At 48.7% G+C, this 19897-nt stretch carries 20 protein-coding genes; all 20 read right to left on the bottom strand.

Annotated features, from left to right (window positions below):
• Positions 1 to 86: 86 nt before the first annotated feature.
• The 20 genes from ABWP81_RS04980 to ABWP81_RS04885 all read right to left on the bottom strand — a co-directional run bounded on the left by ABWP81_RS04980 (position 87) and on the right by ABWP81_RS04885 (position 19627).
• A complete protein-coding gene (locus ABWP81_RS04980; protein WP_353140014.1) occupies positions 87 to 1034 on the bottom strand; it encodes a PaaX family transcriptional regulator in 948 nt (315 codons plus the stop codon).
• Positions 1035 to 1111: 77 nt separating this feature from the next.
• A complete protein-coding gene (locus ABWP81_RS04975) occupies positions 1112 to 2176 on the bottom strand; it encodes an NAD(P)-dependent alcohol dehydrogenase (protein WP_353140018.1) in 1065 nt (354 codons plus the stop codon).
• On the bottom strand, positions 2173 to 3393 hold the full coding sequence (locus tag ABWP81_RS04970) for an MFS transporter (RefSeq protein ID WP_353140012.1): 1221 nt from the start codon (positions 3391 to 3393) through the stop codon (positions 2173 to 2175). Before ABWP81_RS04970 ends, ABWP81_RS04975 begins: the two co-directional genes overlap by 4 nt.
• A gap of 3 nt (positions 3394 to 3396) precedes the next feature.
• The gene (locus tag ABWP81_RS04965; protein WP_353140010.1) at positions 3397 to 4494 is read right to left on the bottom strand and encodes a 2Fe-2S iron-sulfur cluster-binding protein; all 1098 of its coding nucleotides are present in this window, start codon (positions 4492 to 4494) and stop codon (positions 3397 to 3399) included.
• 19 nt (positions 4495 to 4513) lie between these two features.
• Positions 4514 to 5056 (bottom strand): 1,2-phenylacetyl-CoA epoxidase subunit PaaD, encoded by a 543-nt coding sequence (gene paaD / locus ABWP81_RS04960; protein WP_353140008.1) that lies wholly within the window; start codon positions 5054 to 5056, stop codon positions 4514 to 4516.
• Positions 5053 to 5832: a 1,2-phenylacetyl-CoA epoxidase subunit PaaC gene (gene paaC / locus ABWP81_RS04955; protein ID WP_353140006.1), complete on the bottom strand. Its 780-nt coding sequence runs from the start codon at positions 5830 to 5832 to the stop codon at positions 5053 to 5055. Before paaC ends, paaD begins: the two co-directional genes overlap by 4 nt.
• A complete protein-coding gene (gene paaB, locus ABWP81_RS04950) occupies positions 5832 to 6143 on the bottom strand; it encodes a 1,2-phenylacetyl-CoA epoxidase subunit PaaB (protein ID WP_353140004.1) in 312 nt (103 codons plus the stop codon). The genes paaC and paaB overlap by 1 nt, the downstream gene beginning before the upstream one ends.
• A complete protein-coding gene (gene paaA / locus ABWP81_RS04945) occupies positions 6140 to 7147 on the bottom strand; it encodes a 1,2-phenylacetyl-CoA epoxidase subunit PaaA (RefSeq protein ID WP_353140002.1) in 1008 nt (335 codons plus the stop codon). The genes paaB and paaA overlap by 4 nt, the downstream gene beginning before the upstream one ends.
• Positions 7148 to 7182: 35 nt before the next feature.
• Positions 7183 to 7968 carry an enoyl-CoA hydratase/isomerase family protein gene (locus tag ABWP81_RS04940; RefSeq protein ID WP_353140000.1) on the bottom strand — a complete coding sequence of 262 codons (786 nt, stop codon included), beginning with the start codon at positions 7966 to 7968 and terminating at the stop codon, positions 7183 to 7185.
• Positions 7969 to 7988: 20 nt separating this feature from the next.
• Positions 7989 to 9134 carry an ABC transporter substrate-binding protein gene (locus ABWP81_RS04935; RefSeq protein WP_353139998.1) on the bottom strand — a complete coding sequence of 382 codons (1146 nt, stop codon included), beginning with the start codon at positions 9132 to 9134 and terminating at the stop codon, positions 7989 to 7991.
• 21 nt (positions 9135 to 9155) lie between these two features.
• On the bottom strand, positions 9156 to 10361 hold the full coding sequence (pcaF, locus tag ABWP81_RS04930; protein WP_353139996.1) for a 3-oxoadipyl-CoA thiolase: 1206 nt from the start codon (positions 10359 to 10361) through the stop codon (positions 9156 to 9158).
• A gap of 12 nt (positions 10362 to 10373) precedes the next feature.
• Positions 10374 to 11702: a phenylacetate--CoA ligase PaaK gene (gene paaK / locus ABWP81_RS04925; RefSeq protein WP_353139994.1), complete on the bottom strand. Its 1329-nt coding sequence runs from the start codon at positions 11700 to 11702 to the stop codon at positions 10374 to 10376.
• 24 nt (positions 11703 to 11726) lie between these two features.
• Positions 11727 to 12179 carry a hydroxyphenylacetyl-CoA thioesterase PaaI gene (paaI, locus tag ABWP81_RS04920; RefSeq protein WP_353139992.1) on the bottom strand — a complete coding sequence of 151 codons (453 nt, stop codon included), beginning with the start codon at positions 12177 to 12179 and terminating at the stop codon, positions 11727 to 11729.
• Positions 12172 to 13701 (bottom strand): 3-hydroxyacyl-CoA dehydrogenase PaaH, encoded by a 1530-nt coding sequence (paaH, locus tag ABWP81_RS04915; RefSeq protein WP_353139990.1) that lies wholly within the window; start codon positions 13699 to 13701, stop codon positions 12172 to 12174. Before paaH ends, paaI begins: the two co-directional genes overlap by 8 nt.
• Before the next feature lie 2 nt (positions 13702 to 13703).
• Complete coding sequence (paaG, locus tag ABWP81_RS04910; protein WP_353139988.1) at positions 13704 to 14501, bottom strand: 2-(1,2-epoxy-1,2-dihydrophenyl)acetyl-CoA isomerase PaaG; 798 nt, start codon at positions 14499 to 14501, stop codon at positions 13704 to 13706.
• 15 nt (positions 14502 to 14516) lie between these two features.
• Positions 14517 to 16184 carry a phenylacetic acid degradation protein PaaN gene (paaN, locus tag ABWP81_RS04905; RefSeq protein WP_353139986.1) on the bottom strand — a complete coding sequence of 556 codons (1668 nt, stop codon included), beginning with the start codon at positions 16182 to 16184 and terminating at the stop codon, positions 14517 to 14519.
• Positions 16185 to 16307: 123 nt separating this feature from the next.
• Positions 16308 to 17042, bottom strand: a complete 735-nt coding sequence (locus tag ABWP81_RS04900; protein WP_353139984.1) for an ABC transporter ATP-binding protein — start codon at positions 17040 to 17042, stop codon at positions 16308 to 16310.
• Positions 17043 to 17052: 10 nt separating this feature from the next.
• Positions 17053 to 17814, bottom strand: a complete 762-nt coding sequence (locus ABWP81_RS04895) for an ABC transporter ATP-binding protein (RefSeq protein WP_353139982.1) — start codon at positions 17812 to 17814, stop codon at positions 17053 to 17055.
• 2 nt (positions 17815 to 17816) lie between these two features.
• Positions 17817 to 18749, bottom strand: coding sequence for a branched-chain amino acid ABC transporter permease (locus ABWP81_RS04890; RefSeq protein ID WP_353139980.1), 933 nt, complete (start codon positions 18747 to 18749; stop codon positions 17817 to 17819).
• A 2-nt stretch (positions 18750 to 18751) separates the two neighbouring features.
• The gene (locus ABWP81_RS04885) at positions 18752 to 19627 is read right to left on the bottom strand and encodes a branched-chain amino acid ABC transporter permease (RefSeq protein ID WP_353139978.1); all 876 of its coding nucleotides are present in this window, start codon (positions 19625 to 19627) and stop codon (positions 18752 to 18754) included.
• Between the last annotated feature and the right edge of the window lie 270 nt (positions 19628 to 19897).

The following is a 19897-nucleotide window of genomic DNA, read 5'->3' as shown; positions in this document are numbered from 1 at the left end:
CTGTCTTAAAAAAGTACGTGGGCCAGTCCAAAATTCTTTGGGCTGTGGGCAAAGGTCCTTGATAGGTAACTTGCCAATGATGCCAGTTATATAGGCGGCTGAAATCTAAGCGAGACCAAGTCTGAGGCATTGGGTATATCGCCGTTAGCTAAAACTAATTGGTAGTTGAGATGACTCTCTGAAGGGGTCAGCAATCTTTGATAGAGCTCTTTGGCAATCATTCTTGCGGTATGCCCAGGCCATTTAGTGGGGAGAAGTACTTCTGGCAACTCTGGGTCTCTTAAGAGCAGGCGCCGGAAGTCATGAATCAAAAGTGTGCGGGTCAAAAAAGCACTTTGGTCATCAATTGTTGTTTTCTTCGCTTTTCTTAAAGCATCCAAAATCCCTTTGTATGTTTTAGCGAATTCAATGTAGTTGGCACTTAATTGCTCTAAATCCCACGCCGATCGAACAATGTCTGCATCATTTGCTGATTGTCCCAAACGCGGGTTTGCGGCAATGAGAGGCATCAAGCTCGGCAGGGCTTCTCCCATACCATCAACACGCAAAGCGTCAAAGGCAGTTGTTAGGTCAGCACTTGGGTGGATGAAGCAGTTTGTGTTGATCTCACCAAAACCCTGCCAGTAAAACGCACGCCTTAAACGTTCGCGATCTTTCGGCGCAAGGTCTGCCACTAGCATGACAAGTCGCCAACGGTTGTCCCAGTTCGGCGCGTTGGAAGCGTAAATTTGTTTGGAGGCTTCTTCAAAGCGTCGCCATCCGCTAGCGGAAAGTTTGTAGTCAGTGCGACGGCCTTGAGTTTGTGTGGTGAGCCACTCATCTTTGACTAAACGAAAAACAGTCGTGCGAATGAGTCGTTCATTAAGTCCAAGTGGGGCAAGTAAGTTGATTAAACCTCCCAGCCATATCTCTCCACCCCGAGGAAGGATTGCGTCGCCAAAAACAGAAATAATCAAAGAGCCTGCTTTGACGCGATTTCTATCGCGAAACCTGTCTAAAAGATCTTGGACTGCTTGGATTGAACAATGACTCATTTATGTAAGATTTTACTGATTGATTGTTTGAAAATTGGCCATCAAATTCTTGTCTTGATAGATATCAAAGCTGGCTGCTAATTCAATTCAACTGAAAGTGTTTGAAGGTCAATGACAAATCGGTACTTGACATCGCTTTTGAGCATGCGGTCAAACGCGGTGTTGACGTCTTGTATCTTGATGACCTCAACATCGGCAGTTATTTGGTGGTCAGCACAAAAATCTAGCATTTCTTGCGTTGCATTAATGCCGCCAATGAGTGAGCCTTCAAACGATCGTTGACCAAAAATTAATGGCGCTGTGTTGAGTGGGGGATCCAGTGGACCAAAGTAGCCCACCAGCACCATAGACCCGCCTGCCGATAACGTCGCTACAAATGGATTTACATCGTGTGCGTAGGGCACAGTGTCTATGACGATGTCAAATTTATTTCTCAAAGTTGACATCTGTTTCTTGTTTGTGGATACGACCACATGGTCAACCTTGAGTTCTTTAGATTCGACTGCTTTTTTCTCAGAGCGGGTGATTAAAGTAACTTCGGCACCTAAACCTTTGGCTAATTTAATAGCCATGTGCCCTAAACCACCTAAGCCGACAACGGCGACTTGGCTTCCCTGCTTGATGTTGGCTCGTTTAAGGGGAGACCATGCTGTGATACCCGCACATAGCAATGGTGCAACATGGCTAAGCTCTAGACCCTCTGGGATACGAAGAACAAAATCTTCCGATACGACGATGACGTCTGAAAAGCCACCTTGGGTTAACTGTTCGTCATGACGATCTAAACTTCCGTAGGAATAGGTGGGTTGTTTCAAACAAAACTGTTCGTCACCTTTTTGGCAGTGCTTGCAAGTTTGGCATGCGTCTACTAAACAGCCAACGCCGACAGCATCATTGATTTTGAATTTGGTGACGTTTGCCCCTGTTTTTAAGACACGCCCCACAATCTCATGGCCAGGAACCATGGGGTACTTTGAGTACCCCCAGTCATTTCGCACATTGTGCAAATCCGAGTGGCAAATGCCGCAGTAGAGAATTTCAATCACAACATCATCTGGTCGTGGATCGCGTCGTACGAAATGAAAAAGCCCCAAAGGACTTGCGCTAGTTAAGGCTGCATAACCTCGAGCATTGAGAGTCATCTTGATTTCAATCGAAAATACAACCAACCGATGATGGATAAATTCAAAAGATTCCAAGCAATCCCGTTGATAAAAGCAGCTTTGTAATTGCCTGTTACGTCAAAGATCCAGCCAGAAAGCCACCCGCCAAGTGCCATTCCAATTAAGGTAGCCATGATGACACTGCCTACACGTTGACCAGCCTCATTCGGGGAGAAGTGCTCACGAACAATGATGGCGTAAGAGGGAACGATGCCGCCTTGAAATAGGCCAAATGTTGCAGAAATAATGTAAAGCGGAACAAGTCCATCAAACGGTAAAAACGCAAGCAGCGCGATGCCTTGTAAAACAGAACCTAGCAGCAAGGTTTTGATTCCGCCAATGCAATCGCAAATGAGTCCAGAGACCAAGCGACTCACGATGCCACATGTGAGCATCAAAGACAGCATTTCAGCTCCTCGCGCTGCACCAAAGCCAAGATCTGTGCAGTAGGCAACGATGTGCACTTGTGGCATCGCCATGGCTACACAACAGGCCACCCCTGCCAAGCACAATAAAAACTGTGCATGTGAGGGTTTTAATCCAAACGGACGCGTTGAGTCAAAGCTTAATGTGGTCGATGTCGTAGCGGGTGCCTTTGGTATGGGGGGACGAGCACGCATTTTTAGCGAAAGCAAAAACATTCCAAGGCCACAGACCACGCCCAACAAAAGATAGGTTTGCCTCCAGCCAATGGTGGTAATGCCGTACTGAACCAAGGGGGGCCATATAGCGCCGGCAATGTAGTTGCCACAGGCGCAGATCGCCACAGCTATGCCGCGTCGCTTTTGCCACCACAGCGCTGTATCTGCCATGAGTGGCGCAAATGTGGTTGAACTACCAATGAGTCCAAGGATTGCGTGGGCCAATCCAAATAGCCAAATATTTTGTGCGTTGGATGCAAGTGCAAACCCAACAAAGACTGCCAGCGCGCCAACCCAAAGAACGGGGGTTAAGCCATGACGGTCGGCCAAGCGGCCAGTCCAAATTCCACCCAAACCAAGGCAGACCATCATCAGCGTGTAGGGCAATGATGCATCTGCTCGGCCAATTCCAAACTCGTTTTGCACAACAGGCAAAACCACTGAAACCACGTACATGCAACTGTTACCTAGGACGACAAGCCCCAGGGTAACCAACAACCGAATGGCCGCTTGGGGCGAGTCTATTAGGCTTTCGTCGGCATGCAAATGGTTCATGATTTAACGATGATCGAAACTGATCACCAGCTTTTGAGTAGTCGCACGGGCTTGGCAACTGAGTGCAAAGCCTTGGGCTATTTCATTCGCTTCTAGTGTGAAGTTTTTATCCATCGTCACTTCGCCGTGTGTGACCTTGCAGCGGCAAGTGCTGCACACACCTGCTTTACAAGAAAAAGGCAAATCTAAACCCGCATTGAGTGCCGCATCCAAGATATGCTCATCAGGGCTAAGCGCAACCTCATGTTCTTTGCCGTCAAGGACAATGGTCATGTGGATGCTCTTGGCAGAGGATGATTTTTCTTTTGCGCCGTCAACATCGGCTTGAACTTTATGGGCTTGCGCGGCTGATGTCGTAAAGCGTTCGCTGTGCACGCGATTGGCGGGAACGCCTGATTCAATCAAAGCCTTCTCTGTGACTTCAATCATGGCCTCTGGACCACAGATGAACACCTCGTCCATGCTCTTGGCGGGTAGCAAGGCATTGATAATGGCTTTGACCTTGTCAGCGTCAATTCGGCCTTGTAGCAAATTAACTTCTTGCGCTTGTTGCGACAAGATGTGAATCATGGTGAATCGTGCTGGGAATCGATCTTTCAAGTCTTGCAAAGCTTCATTGAACATCACACTAGACATGCGTCGGTTGCCATAAATCAACGTGAACTTAGATTCAGGTTGCTCTTCTAGTGTGGTCGATGCAATCGACAAAATAGGTGTTATGCCAGAGCCAGCGGCAAATCCCACACGATGAATAGCGCGTGGCTTTTTAATGATAAATCTGCCATCTGGGGGCATGACATTTAATTTGTCGCCAGCTTTTAACTCTGTAGATGCCCAATTTGAAAAGACACCACCCTCTACAGGCCGAATGCCAATTTCAAGTTCACTTCGGTTCAGAAGTTGGCTCCGTGGGCTGCTGATCGAGTAGTTGCGCCGAACATCCTGCCCTTTTACGCTGGCGCGCAATGTTAGAAACTGTCCGGGTTCAAAATGAAACTTTTCCAGTGACTGCGAAGGGATGTCGAAAGTAATGGCGACAGAGCCACTGGCCTCTGGGCTAACTTTCTTGATAGAAAGTTCGTGGAATGTAGGGGAAGACATTTAAATTTCTCCGAAAAACTTAATAAGGTTTAAAGTAGTCAAAGGGCTCTTGGCAATCTAGGCATTTGTAAAGTGCCTTGCAAGCAGTAGAGCCAAATTTCGATGATTCAAATGTGTGACTAGAACCGCAACGCGGACACTCCACGGCTTGTTCTGTGCTTGATGGTTTACGCAAGAAATGAACCACACTGATCTGCTGTGACGGTGCGCCGCATTGGCGATTGGGAGGGGCGATGCCATACGCTTTGAGCTTGTCTTTGGCAATATCGGTCATCCAATCGGTAGTCCAAGCAGGAGCGAGTTGCGTTCGAACTTCCACCTGTAGACCCATTGCTTTCAATGTGTTGCGAACATCGTCATGGATTTGTTCCATGGCAGGGCAACCGCTATAAGTTGGTGTAATTACAACAACCACAGAGTCCTCTGCAATGAATTCAACATCACGAATGATGCCCATTTCACGCAAAGTAATCACTGGAATTTCTGGATCAGTTAGACCGTCAAGGGCTTTCCAAACATCTTGGACAACTTTGTGTTGACTTGCGCTGGAGTTGAGAATCACCACACACCTTCAGGGTGTGCACGCGCAAGACTTTGCATTTCGTCTAGTAAGAATCCCAAATGTTCAGAATGCGCACCGAGTTTGCCAGTCGTCACAAAACCATCTGTTGACGGCATGTCTAACTTGGCTTCTTTAAGAGCATGATGGACTATTGATTCCCAGTCTTCTTTCAGTTGTGTTGCATTGATGCCCACGCCTGACTTAGATGCTGAAGACTCAAAGTCGCTGAATGTCCAGAACTCTTGGGTGTAAGGCATCAAATGATTCAGTGCGGCCTGGGCTCGTGCATGTGAGTCTTCTGTTCCGTCACCAAAGCGAACAAGCCAGTCATGTGAATGGCGTAAGTGATAGCGAACCTCTTTTAGAGACTTTGTTGCAATTGCAGCAAGTTGCTCATCGCGGGATGTTTGCAACTTTTCCCAAATCAGCGCCATGATTGCGCTGTACAAAAAATTACGAACAATCGTCACAGCATAGTCACGGTTGTCAACTGCGTAGCCTACTAAGGGACCGTGATGTGGGAGTTCAAGAATTGTGTAATTCTTGAACTCTTGTGCACTGCGAAAGTACGCCAATGAATCCTCGGTGGAGCCATCATTTTTCAAAGTGGCTGCATATTGGTACAGCATACGAGCTTGACCAATTAAGTCTAAGCTGTTGTTAGCCATGGCAATGTCTTCTTCGAGGATGGGGCCATGACCACACCATTCAGCATTTCGTTGGCCCAGCACAATGGCACTGTCTGCCAAATGAAGTACGTAATCTAAATGAGCCATCACATGTGCCCCACTTCTTCGGGAATGTCGTAGAACGTAGGATGGCGATAGATCTTGTCGCTTGCTGGCTCAAAAAATTCACCTTTATCCTCTGGTGTGCTCGCTGTGATGTTGTTGGATGGCAGCACCCAAATGCTCACGCCTTCTTGGCGGCGGGTATACACATCGCGGGCCATTTGCAGCGCGTGTTGTGCATCACTGGCATGCAAACTCCCGCAGTGCTTGTGCTCGAGTCCTTGTTTACTTCGAACGAAGATTTCCCATAGGGGCCATTCACTCAGCGCTTTAGTTTTTGTTGTTGCGGTGCTCATGCAGCCTCCTTCATTAAGTTTTGTTTACGTGCGTGAGCCAACGCGGCATCGCGCACCCATTGACCTTCGTTCCAAGCTTTGACGCGAGTTGATAAGCGTTCCTTGTTGCAAGGGCCATTGCCGTTCACAGTTGCCCAAAACTCATCCCAGTCAATTTGTCCGTAGTCATGCTGTTGACGCTCTTCGTTCCATTTCAAATCAGGGTCGGGAAGGGTGACGCCTAAGACTTTTGCTTGAGGTACGGTGGCATCCACAAACTTTTGACGCAAATCATCGTTGCTAATTCGCTTGATGCCCCATCGCATACCTTGCGCACTGTTAGGGCTATCTGCATCCGGTGGACCAAACATCGCTAAGCATTTCCACCACCAGCGGTTCACTGCGTCTTGGACCATCGCTTTTTGCTCGGTTGTTCCTGTCATCATGACGAGCAATGCTTCATAGCCTTGGCGCTGGTGGAAGCTTTCTTCTTTGCAAACTCTAATCATGGCGCGTGCATAAGGACCATATGAGCAACGGCACAAAGGAATCTGATTCATGATGGCTGCACCATCCACCAACCAACCAACCACGCCAATGTCTGCCCAGGTGATCGTGGGGTAGTTAAAGATCGAACTGTATTTCGCACGCCCAGAGTGCAAGCCGTCCAGCATCTGGTCACGACTGGTTCCCAATGTTTCTGCTGCGCTGTAAAGATACAAACCGTGGCCACCTTCGTCTTGAACTTTGGCAATCAATATGGCTTTGCGTTTCAAGCTTGGTGCGCGACTGATCCAATTGCCTTCTGGCAGCATTCCCACTATTTCACTGTGTGCATGTTGACTTATTTGGCGCACCAGTGTTTTTCGATAGGCTTCGGGCATCCAGTCTTGAGGTTCAATTCGACCATCTGCGTCAACGCATGCATCAAATTTTTTCATGAATTCTGCAGGCTCAATCGCCGTGACAGAGGACTTGCCTTTTGGGGCGGAGTCGTCGGGAACACTGAAAGATTGTGTGTACATGTGTTTTCCTTTTGAGTGAAAGAGTAAATGTTGCGTTAGTCAGCTATCCAAGCTGGGGTGCGTTTTTCTAAAAATGAAGCAATGCCATCTTTGGCTTCATGTGTGGCGCGTTGGCGGGAAATTCTTTGTGCTGTTTCTTCGCAGATGTGGGCGTCAATAGGACGTCCATTGATGGCCGATATCAAATCTTTTGCGGATTTTTGCGCAAGTGGTGCGCCCGCAAGTAATAGCTCAACCAAAGCCTGCACTTTGGCGTCCAGTTCTTCTCTGGCACATAACTCCGTGATTAAGCCAATTTCAAGCGCACGTTGCGCTGTGAATCTTTCACCGGTTTGGAAGTAACGTAAAGCATGTCTTGGTCCAATGGCACGCAAAACATAAGGGCTGATCACGGCGGGGATGATTCCAAACTTAACTTCTGATGTGGCAAACATAGCGTCTGTGGTGGCAATTGCCATATCGCATGCGGCTGCCAATCCAGTGCCTCCTCCTAACGCAGCGCCTTGCACGCGCGCAATGGTTGGTTTGGAGAGCGTAGAAAGAGCATGAAGCATTTGGGCGAAAAACTTGGCATCTGCCCGGTTATCTTCTTCACCAAATGTGGACGCACGCTTCATCCAGTTAAGGTCTGCACCTGCTGAAAAATGCTTGCCCACACCGCCCAGAACCACCACACGCACAGATGAATCTGTGTCCAGCGATTTGCATGCGGCATGCAAATCAGAAATTAACTGCTCATCAAAAGCATTAAAGACGTCTGGACGGTCCATCCAAATCGTGGCAATACGATTTTGATGGTCGATTTTCAAAGTTTTGTACATGGTTCTGAGCTAGTGTTGGGTTACTTAAGCAATACCCAGTTACCGTTCTTGACTTCCAACATGCGGAAGGCAGAAAGATTCAGGCCCATGTGATCATCAGCCGACATATTGAATGTGCCGCTTGTGGCTACAAATCCTTTGGTTGATTCAAGTGCGTCGCGAACTTTGGCTTTATCGACGCTGCCTGCGCGTTTGATAGCGTCTACGGTTAGCAAGAGTGCGTCATATGCATAGCCGCCAAACGTAGAAGCTTCAGTCTTGTATTTCATTTTGTAGGCGTTGTCATAAGCTGTAACGATCGCTTTTTGTGGGTCGTTCGCAGGTAGCTGTTCAGGAATTAATTGGGCAGGCGAGGGTAAGCGAACACCTTCCGCAGCAGGGCCAGCAAGCTTCAAGAACTCATCAGATGCCACACCATGCGATTGATACAGAGGCAAGGTGACGCCAAGTTGGCGGTAGTTTTTCGTCACGATGGCTGGGCCTTGACCTAAACCAAAAACAAAGACAGCTTCCACGCCAGTTGTGTTTTTAATTTTTGTCAGTTGAGGGCTGCTATCGGTGTCTTTTGGTCCGTAGGTTTCACTGGCGACCAAAGTAATGCCGTATTTAGCCGCAACCGCTTCGGTTTCTTTCTTACCTGATTGGCCAAAGCCGCTGGTCTCAGACAACAGAGCAACTTTGCTGATGCCTCGCTTTTTCATGTCTTCAAACACCTTCTCAGCAGCCATGCGGTCAGTATGGGGAGTCTTGAAAACCCACTTTTTCACGGGTTCGATCACCACAACTGCACCAGCAAGAGAAATGAATGGTATTTCAGCTTTGGTTACCAATGGCACCATCGACATGGTGGCACCCGTGGTAGTGCCGCCAATCAAGATGTCGACCTTGTCGTCTTCAATCAATCGTTTGGTAAAGCTGTTGGCTTTCGTGGCATCAGTGCCGTCGTCATAGTGAATGAGTTCAAGTTGACGGCCTAATACGCCGCCTTTTTTATTTAAATCTTCAACATAGAGCTGGAGCGTCTTCAATTCGGGATCACCCAAGAAAGCGGCTGGTCCTGTCACGGATAGTACTGAGCCAATTTTGATTGTGTCAGCCGCATGTGCAGTGATTGAGCTCACCGCAATGGCAGTGCCGAGGGCGATTTGTTTCAAATTAAATTTCATGATCTGTCTCCTAGTTATGTTTTAAATACGTTCGATGATTAAGGCAATGCCTTGTCCCACACCAATGCACATCGTGCAAAGGGCATACCTTCCACCACGGCGTGCCAGCTCGTAACTGGCCGTGGTAATCAGGCGTGCACCGCTCATGCCAAGGGGGTGACCCAAGGCAATAGCACCGCCATTGGGATTGACGTGCGCGGCGTCATCGGGCAGACCCAAATCACGCAACACAGCCAACCCTTGGGCAGCAAAAGCTTCATTTAGTTCAATGACATCCATTTGTTCTAGCTTTAAGCCAGTTTTTGCCAATACTTTGCGTACGGCAGGCGAGGGGCCAAAGCCCATGATGCGTGGCGCCAAGCCAGCGGTTGCCATGCCAACCACGCGTGCTTTTGGCGTCAAGCCATGCTTGATTGCTGCGTCTTCAGAGGCCAGTAACAAGGCGCATGCCCCGTCATTTACGCCCGACGCATTACCAGCGGTTACTGTTAGCTCGGGCCCGTTTACCCCTTTGAGTTTGGAGAGCATCGCCAACGTTGTCTCAGGTCGCGGGTGTTCATCTGTTGTGAAAACCAGCGCATCTCCCTTTTTTTGTGAAATCGTGACATGCACGATTTCATCTTCAAAATGTCCAGCCGCATGTGCAGCAGCCCAGCGCTGCTGTGATCGAATGGCAAATGCATCTTGTTCTTCTCGACCGATGTTGAAATCAGCAGCAACGTTGTCCGCGGTTTGCGGCATCGAATGTGTTTCATACATTTTTTTCATCAACGGGTTGATAAATCGCCAACCAATGGTGGTGTCGAAAATTGCGTTGTTTCGAGTGAATGCAGTTTCGGCCTTTGGTATGACAAAAGGTGCGCGGCTCATGCTTTCAACGCCACCCGCAATCATCAATTCTGTTTCGCCAGATTTAATGGACCTTGCAGCCAAACCAACCGCATCCATACCTGAGCCACACAAACGATTGATGGTGGTGCCAGGGACCTCGGCAGGCAATCCAGCCAGAAGGCTTGACATGCGCGCCACATTTCGGTTGTCTTCTCCCGCTTGGTTCGCGCATCCGTAAATGACATCCTCGACTGCCGTCCAATCAACGTTGGTATTGCGAGTCATTAGTGCTTTGATTGGAACGGCCCCTAAATCATCCGCACGGACAGATGCAAGAGTGCCACCATATCGGCCTATGGGTGTACGAATTGCGTCACAAATAAAAGCTTCAGTCATGTTCGATTCTTTTTAAAGTTGTTTGGGACGCGTGTCGATGACTCGGCGTGCTTTACCTGTTTCAGTGCGCTGCAAGCTCTCGGCAGGTAGCACACGAACGCGCGTCGTGATGCCAATGACTGTTTTGATGTGATGCTGCAGTTCTTTTGAGATTTTTTGAACTTCATCACTACTTAAGGAGTTGTTGGTATTACGTTGCAATTCGCAATGAACTTCAACGCTGTCCATATGTCCTTCACGGCTCAAATGAATTTGATAAATTGCAGCTAAGCGGTCGTCACGCAAAATTTGTTCTTCAATTTGGCTTGGAAACACATTCACACCGCGGATGATCAACATGTCGTCTGAGCGGCCTGTAATTTTTCCAATTCGGCGGAATGAGCGAGAAGTCGGTGCCAAAAGTTGAGTTAAATCACGGGTGCGATAACGAATGACGGGGAAGGCTTCTTTGGTTAAGGATGTGAAAACCAGTTCGCCCTTTGACCCTTCAGGCAAAACTTCACCTGTTTCCGGGTCTACGATTTCGGGATAAAAGTGGTCCTCCCAAATCACTGGGCCATCTTTAGATTCAATGCACTCTGAAGCTACACCAGGCCCCATCACTTCCGTTAATCCATAAATGTCAATTGCATCGATACCAAGTTTGGTTTCGATGGCAGTACGCATTCCTTCACACCAAGGTTCAGCACCAAAAATGCCCACCTTTAATGAGATGTCTTTGGGGCTGATGCCTTGGCGCTCAAACTCTTCGGCAATGACCAACGAGTAAGAGGGCGTGACCATGATGGCATCAGGCTTGAAGTCCATGATTTGCTGAACTTGTTTTTCAGTTTGACCGCCGGACATGGGAACCACCGTGCAGCCTGCTCGCTCAATTCCGTAATGCGCGCCCAAGCCACCGGTAAACATGCCATAGCCATAGGCGTTGTGAACCATTTCACCAGGACGCACACCGGCAGCGCGAAGTGAACGAGCCATCAAATCTGCCCAATTGTTTAAGTCTTGGGTTGTATAGCCGACCACGACCGACTTGCCTGTGGTTCCGCTCGATGCGTGCAAGCGCGCAATTTTATTTTTTGGGACTGCAAATAATCCAAAAGGGTAGTTGTCACGCAAATCCAATTTGGTCATAAATGGAAACTTGGCCAAATCAGCGAGCGTTTTCAAGTCATCAGGGTGTACGCCTTTAGCTAAACATTTTTCCCGGTACGGTGCAACGTTTTCATAGGTGTGACGCAACGACCAATTCAACCTTTGAAGTTGCAAGGCGGTAATTTCATCGCGGCTTGCCTTTTCGATGGGGTCTAGTAGCGCGCTATTTGGGCTTTGTTGTGTGGTCATTTTGTCTGTTCCGATTTTTTTGATTTATTGATGACTTTCGAAGCCTTCGATGACTTCGCCTTTTATACGATAGCTTTTGCCGCGAAAAAGTGCGACTGTGTTTGCACCTAAAACCTTGACTTCGACGTCATAGACACCCGTGCGACCAGCAGCAGAACGTTCTAAAGCGGTTGCTTCTAGTAAATCGCCGTCCCGTGCTGGGGCTAGAAAATCAATACTGCATCCAGAGGCAACTGTGTTCAGGTTATAGCTATTGCATGCGTAAGCAAAAGCGCTATCCGCCAGCGTGAAGATCAAACCACCATGACAGATGTTGTGACCATTGACCATGTCTGAGCGAACCTTCATTTGCATGACCGCTCGACCAGGCGCGATTGACACAAGCTCCATGCCCAAGGCATGCGTGGCGTTGTCTCTTTTCCACATGGCTTGGCTAGCGGCCGATGCCAATTCTTGAGGGTTAAATGTGTCAGGCATAAATAGTGGTCCCTGCAAAAATGCATTGCTGAATTAGGGGTGAGACGCGGTATCTGTCTTCGCCATAAAAATCATTCAAATGTTTCAAAACCTGATTGACTTTAAGAATGCCAATTTCATCGGCCCAGGCCAAAGGCCCCCGTGGATAGTTGACGCCAAGACGCATGGCAGTGTCGGCGCTTGCAGCATCACAGACGCCTTGGTTGACGGCATCTGCGGCTTCGTTTGCCAGCATCGACACTGTCCGCATCACCGCCATGCCAGCAACATCGTTCAAACTAGAGACGTGATAGCCTGCAACCTGAAATAATCCAATGGCAATTTGTTTGGTTTGCGAATTGGCTTGATGTGCCACGGTAATGGCTATGCGAGTAGCTTTTTCGTAATCGAGGGCAATGTCGGACAACACCAATTGGTGAATACCATTTGCCTGTGCGCGATGAGTGGCAGTTCTCCCATCGGTTTCATAGATGACTACGCCATCGGCTTGCACAATTCGATCATCCGAGGCCTCGCCTTGAACAAATACGATACTTGCGGAATGCAGTCGATGAGCCAATGCGCTAGCAGCACGTGAATTGCCGAAGATGGTGATATCTAAAGGCCGCTTAGCTAGACCTTCTGTGTTTGGCATGGAAGGGGTGGCGTGATCATCGTAGTTGTAAAAACCGCGCTTTGTTTTCTTGCCTAAATGGCCTGCCTCAACCATTTCTTGCTGGATCAATGATGGCAAGAACCGTTGGTCGTTATAAAAGGCCCGCCAAACAGACTGAGTGACCGCAAAGTTAACGTCATGACCAATCATGTCCATCAGCTCAAATGGACCCATTTTGAAGCCACCTGATTCGCGCATGATGGCATCTAGTGTGGCGCAATCAGCTGCTCCCTCATTTAGAAGACGTAAACCCTCAGCGTAAAAAGGACGCGCGACACGGTTGACGATAAAGCCTGGCGTTGACTTGGCGTAAACGGGTGTCTTGCCCCAAGCTTTGGCGGTTGCATACAAGGTCTCAGCTAATTCTTTAGAGGTGGCGAGTCCGGAGATGATTTCAACCAACGCCATCAGAGGCGCTGGATTGAAGAAGTGCATGCCCACCAAACGCGCGGGATTTTTTAAACTTGCAGCGATGGATGTGATTGAAATGGATGAGGTATTGGTTGCAAAAATGCAAGAAGCATCACACACAGCTTCGAGTGAACTAAACAATTCACGTTTGACATCCAGATTTTCAACAATCGCTTCAATCACCAAGCCTGTGCTTGACAATTCTGAAATCAAAGATGCAGGCATTAAACGCTGTGCGGCAGCGTTAGCATCTTCGGCCGTCATTTTTCCTTTGGCGACTAGTTTTAAAAATTGAGCTTGGATATTTGCAATGGCTTGTGCGGCAGCGCCTTCACGGGCATCCAAAATGTGCACAGTGTGACCTGCTGCTGCTGCAATTTGTGCAATGCCAGCACCCATAGCTCCTGCCCCAATGACGCCGATGGAGGTTGAGGTGGAAAGAGCTTGAAAATTCACTTTTATGCCCCTGTGAACTTAGGTGCGCGTTTTTCTAGAAACGCTGAAACACCTTCTACGTAGTCGCTACTCTTTCCTAGTTCACGCATCAGCATGCCTTCGTAGCTTAGATGTTCTTCATACGTGTGGCTGCTTGCTGATTGCATGGCCCGACGTGTTCGGACTAGTGCCTTAGTGGGCATGGTGGAGAGCTTGACGGCAAGTGAATCTATATAGGTTGCAAAATTTGCATCTTCAACAGATTCCCAAATCATCCCCCAATCGGCAGCTTGTTGTGCGGATATTTTTTTACCCGTCATAGCAAGTCCCATGGCCCGTGCTTGACCAATTCTTTGAGGCAGGTGCCACGAACAGCCCGTATCTGGAATCAAACCAATATTTGCGAAGGGCAGTACAAAAGAAGCCGACTGCGTGGCCAGCACCAGGTCACAAGCCAGTGCCAAACTAGCACCCGCTCCGGCAGCAATACCGTTCACTGCTGCAATCGTAGGGACTCGCAACTGGTTTAATCGCATGACCAAGGGTTTGTAATGTCGTTCAACGACATCACCTAGATCTGGCAGAGCTTCACCGGGGATGAATCGGACTTCGGCATCTGCTAAGTCTTGGCCTGCGCAAAACCCTCGCCCAGCACCAGTAATCACCAACACACGCACATCATGATTGGATTGGACGCCATCCAATGCATGGCGGATTTCGGCGTGCATCTCAGCATTGAAGCTGTTCATTTTGTCAGGGCGATTGAGTGTGAGGCGTGCGATTGCATCGCGAACTTCAAACTGAATGAGTGTGTAGGTCATCGATCAATAGCCCACTTAAACGTGGTAACGGCGTTGCACGACGCGGAAGCGATTGGCAACAAACGCAGAGTCAGCATAGGACGCATTGGCAGATGGATTGCCGCCCGTGCCGTGGTAGTCAGAGAAAGCGGATGACTGGTTTACAAACACATGACTGGTTAGGTTGATGGACAGAGCCACTTTGCCTCGCCATGTGGCATGAGTCATGGCATCAATGACTTCTTGATGGGTTGCATACAACCCCACCGTCAAGGCACCGTGGGTGCGAACAATCCGCTCAGACAAAGCGATGGCCGTTTGTGTGTCAGCCGCTTTGACGATGAAGGTGATGGGCCCAAAGCGTTCTTCCATGTAGGCGCTTTCGTCTGCCGCATCGCAAGCAAGCAGCACCGGCGTACGCACATCGGCATGGCTGAATTCTGGATTGCTTAACTTGCTGGATGCCAATACCACCTTGCCCAGTTTTCCACTGTTGGCTAAGTTAATTCGGTCAGCGGTTGCGCTGGATTGAATGGCTCCAAGAACTGCACATGCCACTTCGGGTTTGCTAAGGAACTTCTCAATAGAATTTGCTAAATTGGCGCAAAACTCGTCATAGCTCTTGTGCCCTTCGTCGGTCTCAATGCCATTTGCAGGAACGATGATGGCTTGTGAAGTAGTGCACATTTGGCCCGAGTACAACGACAAGGTGAATGCAAGGTTACCCAGCATTGCTTTGTAGGCGTTGGTTGAATCAATCACGATGTTGTTGACGCCAGCTAACTCGGCATAAACCTGCGCTTGTTTGCTGTGATCGATCAACCATTGACCAAATACGTTGCTGCCCGTGAAGTCGACAGACTTTACCAACGGGTGTGTTGCTAACTCTTGAGTGGTGCTGCGGTTTTCAGTCACGCACAAGGTGACTAAGTTGGGGTCTATACCGTTTTCGGTCAACACGGTTCGAATCGTGCGCACCGTGATGGCGGCTGGAAGTACTGAATTGCTGTGTGGCTTGATGATGACCGCATTGCCTGTGGATAGAGCCGCAAACAAACCCGGGTAGGTGTTCCAAGTAGGGAAGGTGCCACAGCCTACAACCAGTCCCACACCGCGACCGACAATTTCAAAATGCTTCTTCATGACCAAGGATGGATTTTTGCCTTGAGGCTTTTCCCAGGTGGATTCTTTTGGCACAAAACTTTGTTCGCGCCAAGCGTAGGCTACGGCTTCTAGGCCACGGTCTTGCGCATGAGGGGACCCGGCTTGAAACGCCATCATCCAACCCTGACCTGTCGTCATCATCACTGAGTGACCAAGTTCAAAGCTTTGCTTGTTCAAACGATCTAGGATTTCCAAGCAAATGCCGGTGCGGCCTTCTGCTCCTGCTGCTTGCCAGTCTTGCATGGCAGCTTCCCCTGCATGCAAAAGTGCTTCGTGATCACAGAGCGGGTACTTCACATTAAGAGAAACACCGTAAGGTGACACTTCTGCGCCCACCCATCCTGTTTGGCCAGGTTGATTCAGTTCAAAGTTCTTGCCTAAATGCCCGTCGTAGGCGGCTTTGCCATCTGCTGCTGCTGTCTCTCCATAGCCCTTTGGGCTGGGCATTTCGCTGTAAGAAGCCCAATAGCCGCGTGTAGCGATTGCATTAAGTGCGCCTTCCAAAGTGGCGTGATGTTTTTCAAACAAAGGGTGAGTCATGGATGTTGCTCTAAAAGGTGGTTCGTGATGGGCTTAAACGTTACAAATAAATTTTATTAGTTGATTAAAATGTATCGTATTAAGGTTAAAAAAAAATCAGGGTTTACACCTGATTTTTGAGATTTACATACCTAAATATGCGGCTCTAACTTTTTCATTTTTAATCAGATCTTGGCCGTGGCCGGTGAGTGTGATTTCTCCTGTTTCCAATACATAGCCGCGATCTGCCAATGCCAATGCGGCAAAAGCGTTTTGCTCTGCGAGGATGATCGTCATGCCTTCTCGTTTGAGTGCTTTGACCACATTGAATACTTCTGCGACTAACAAAGGCGCCAAGCCCATCGATGGTTCGTCAAGCAGGAGCAGTTTTGGACGTCCCATGAGCGCTCGCCCTATCGCAAGCATCTGCTGTTGGCCCCCAGAGAGCGTACCTGCAGGAAGTTTGCGTTTTTCTTTCAGGATCGGGAACATTGTGTAAACACGCTCAAGATCTTGTGGTAAAAACTCTTTGGATTGTGTGTAAGCCCCTAGCCGAAGGTTGTCTTCGATTGAGAGAGGGCCAAACACTTGACGACCTTCAGGACTATGGCAAATGCCTCTACTCATGCGCTGGTCGGAGCGAACCTTGGAGACATCCTCGCCATCAAACCAAATTTGGCCTGCGCACATTGGTTGAACGCCAGACAGTGCTCGCAAAAAGGTGGTCTTACCAGCGCCATTTGCACCTACGAGCGCCACAGTTTCTCCGCGATGCACAACGAGGCTCAAGCCTTTCAATGCTTTGATGCGTCCATAACTGCTCTCTAGGTTTGTGACCTTTAAAAGAATATCACCGTCAATAATTCGTAATGCTTCCATCTTTTGGTCCTCAGGCGTTTGCGCCTAAATAAGCTGCTATCACATCGGGGTTTTTGCGAACTTCCTCGCAAGTACCTTCAGTGAGTTTTTTTCCGTAGTCAAGCACCAGAATTCGATCAGACAAATTCATCACCATCTTCATGTCGTGCTCAACCAAAACAACGGTGATGCCTGAATCAGCTAATTTGCGTACCAAATGATCTATTTCGATGGTTTCTTTTTGATTCAAGCCAGCTGCGGGTTCGTCCAAAAAAATCATACGAGGCTTCATGGCCAAGGCACGGGCGATTTCAAGACGTTTAAGAACACCATAAGACATGGCGTCGGAGCGCGCATTTATGTATTGCCCCAAGCCCACAAACCTCATGAGCTCAGAGGCTTCTTCGCGCAGCTCTTTGTCACGGCAGCGCAAGGACGGCCAGCGAACGGCGGCTTTCAACACGTTGCGGTTAAGTCGCAAGTGCGCTCCCACCATCACGTTTTCTAGGGCGCTCATGTTCATGCAAATTTGCAAGTTTTGAAACGTTCGCGCCACGCCACGCTCTGCGAGCTCGTTGGGCGACTTGCCTTGAATCATTTCCCCATCAAGACGAATTTCACCTGAAGTGGGTTTATATACGCCAGTGATTAGGTTGAAGAGTGTTGTTTTACCTGCACCATTAGGGCCAATGACAGAATAAACAATTCCAGCATCAATGTTGAATGACACATTTTGAACCGCCTTCACTCCGCCGAAATGGATGGAGAGATCTTTTACTTCAAGCAATGACATGCTCAATCTCCCTTGCCAAACTTAGCGGCCAAAGTGGGGACCAAACCCTTGGGCAAAAATATCATGCAGAGCATTAAGACTGAACCAAAAACCACGGTTTCCCAGCCTTCAAAAGTAGCGAGCGCTTGAGGTAAAGCGGTCAGCAAGATAGCGCCGACGATGGAGCCAAACACGGACGCCATCCCTCCGACCACCACCATAGTCACCAACTCAATCGAATGGAAAAAGTCCGCGAAGTTGGGTGTGACAAACCCAATGTAATGCGCGGTGATGCTGCCCATGAGGCTGGCAAAAACGGCTGAGAGAACAAAGATTGATACCTTGTACCGCACGATGTTCACGCCCACCACTTGTGACGCGACCTCTGACCCATGCAAAGCGCGTAAAGCACGGCCAAAAGGGGAGTCGATGATGTTCAACGAAGCCCACACGCTGATCACCAGCAGTGCTGCTACCACCCAGTACCACTGCTGGTCGCTGTTGATTTCGATGCCAAACAATCCAAACGCTGGAACGGGCATACCGTCTGGTCCGCCGGTCAACTGTGCTTCGTTGCGCAGTGCGATGTTGATGATGATGCCCAGCCCAAGTGTGGCCATGGCTAAGTAGTTGCCTTTGAGTTTAAAGATAGGCTTAGCTACTACGCCGGCAATTACTGCGGTTGCAGCAGCGCCTGCAGCCATGGCTAGCAATGGGTGAAACCCAAAGTGCGTGGGTAGTACTGCCGATGCGTAGGCACCAATACCCAAGAAACCGGCATGACCCAAACTGATCTGCCCAGCAAAACCAATCAGTAGATTAAGACCAATCACGATGATGGCGTTGATGGCCATGCGGATCACCAAATCCATGTAATAGCTGTTAGGCAGCACGAAGGGCAGCACCAACAAAACAGCAATGACAAGCACTAAGCCAAGATAAGCATTCTTATGCATGATTAAACGCGGTCCGTAGATTTGCCGCCGAATAAACCTCGAGGCATGAAGAAAAGAATGAACAGAATGAGCACAAAAGGCATGGCGTCTTTGTAGGCTGATGAGATGTAGCCTGCGCCCATAGCTTCTAAGATGCCGACGAGCAAACCGCCTAACACTGCTCCTAAGCCACTGCCCAGTCCACCTACCACTGCTGCAACAAAGCCCTTAAGACCTAGCATGATGCCCACGTCATAAGACGTCATCGTGATGGGCGTGACCAAAATGCCACCTATTGCTCCTAGGCCCGCTGACATGGCGAAACTCAGGAATAACACCCAGTTGGTATTGATGCCTACTAACTCTGCGGCTGTTCTATTGAAAGATGTTGCCAGCATGGCTTTGCCAGTGAGTGTTTTGCCAAAAAAGTACCAAAGAGACCCAACCAGTAGCGCTGTGACGGCTAAAACCCAAAGACTTTGCGGAAGTAGGGTGGCGCCAAGAATATGGATCGGTTCATCACCAGAAAAAGCGGGCATGCTGAAGGTGCCTTTGCCTAGCCACACCTGAATCAGTCCCCGAATGACCAGTGAAGCGCCAATCGTGATGATGATGAGAGATACCGTATCGGCTCCTTTGACGGGTTCAATAGCAACTTTTTCCATGAATATGCCAACCATTGCAGGAATAGAAATTGCCAAGATCAAGACCATTGGCATGGGCAAACCCATTTGGGCAAAGAAAACAGCCAGCATGCCACCGAGCATGATGAACTCGCCTTGCGCAAAGTTGATCACATTGCTAGCGTTGTAAATTAGAGTGAAGCCCAACGCGGCAAGCGCATAGGTTGCACCCACCGTGATGCCGGAAAACAAAAATTGTAAAAACTCTGAAAACATTACTGAAGCCCTCTCAACATCTTGCATTCATGAACGGTTAGGCAAAGCATTTCTTTCATGGCGGGTGTCTCCATCTAATTTAAACAGACCAAAACGCAGCAAATTGTGCGCATCTTTAAACGCTTGATTTGCTGTAAATCAAATCAAACAGCAGTTAATATGTTACTTATTATTGACCAAAAATTTATAAAAAGTATCGCTTCTCGATGTCAAGGGTCGCTTTTAAGGGTATGTACTTAAGTGTGAAATGGTTTCTGCCTAGGATGTCGA

Origin of the sequence: Limnohabitans sp., assembly GCF_040401135.1 — a bacterium.
In the GTDB taxonomy this organism is placed as follows: Bacteria; Pseudomonadota; Gammaproteobacteria; order Burkholderiales; family Burkholderiaceae_C; genus Limnohabitans.
This window is presented reverse-complemented; position numbering and strand designations above follow the sequence as displayed.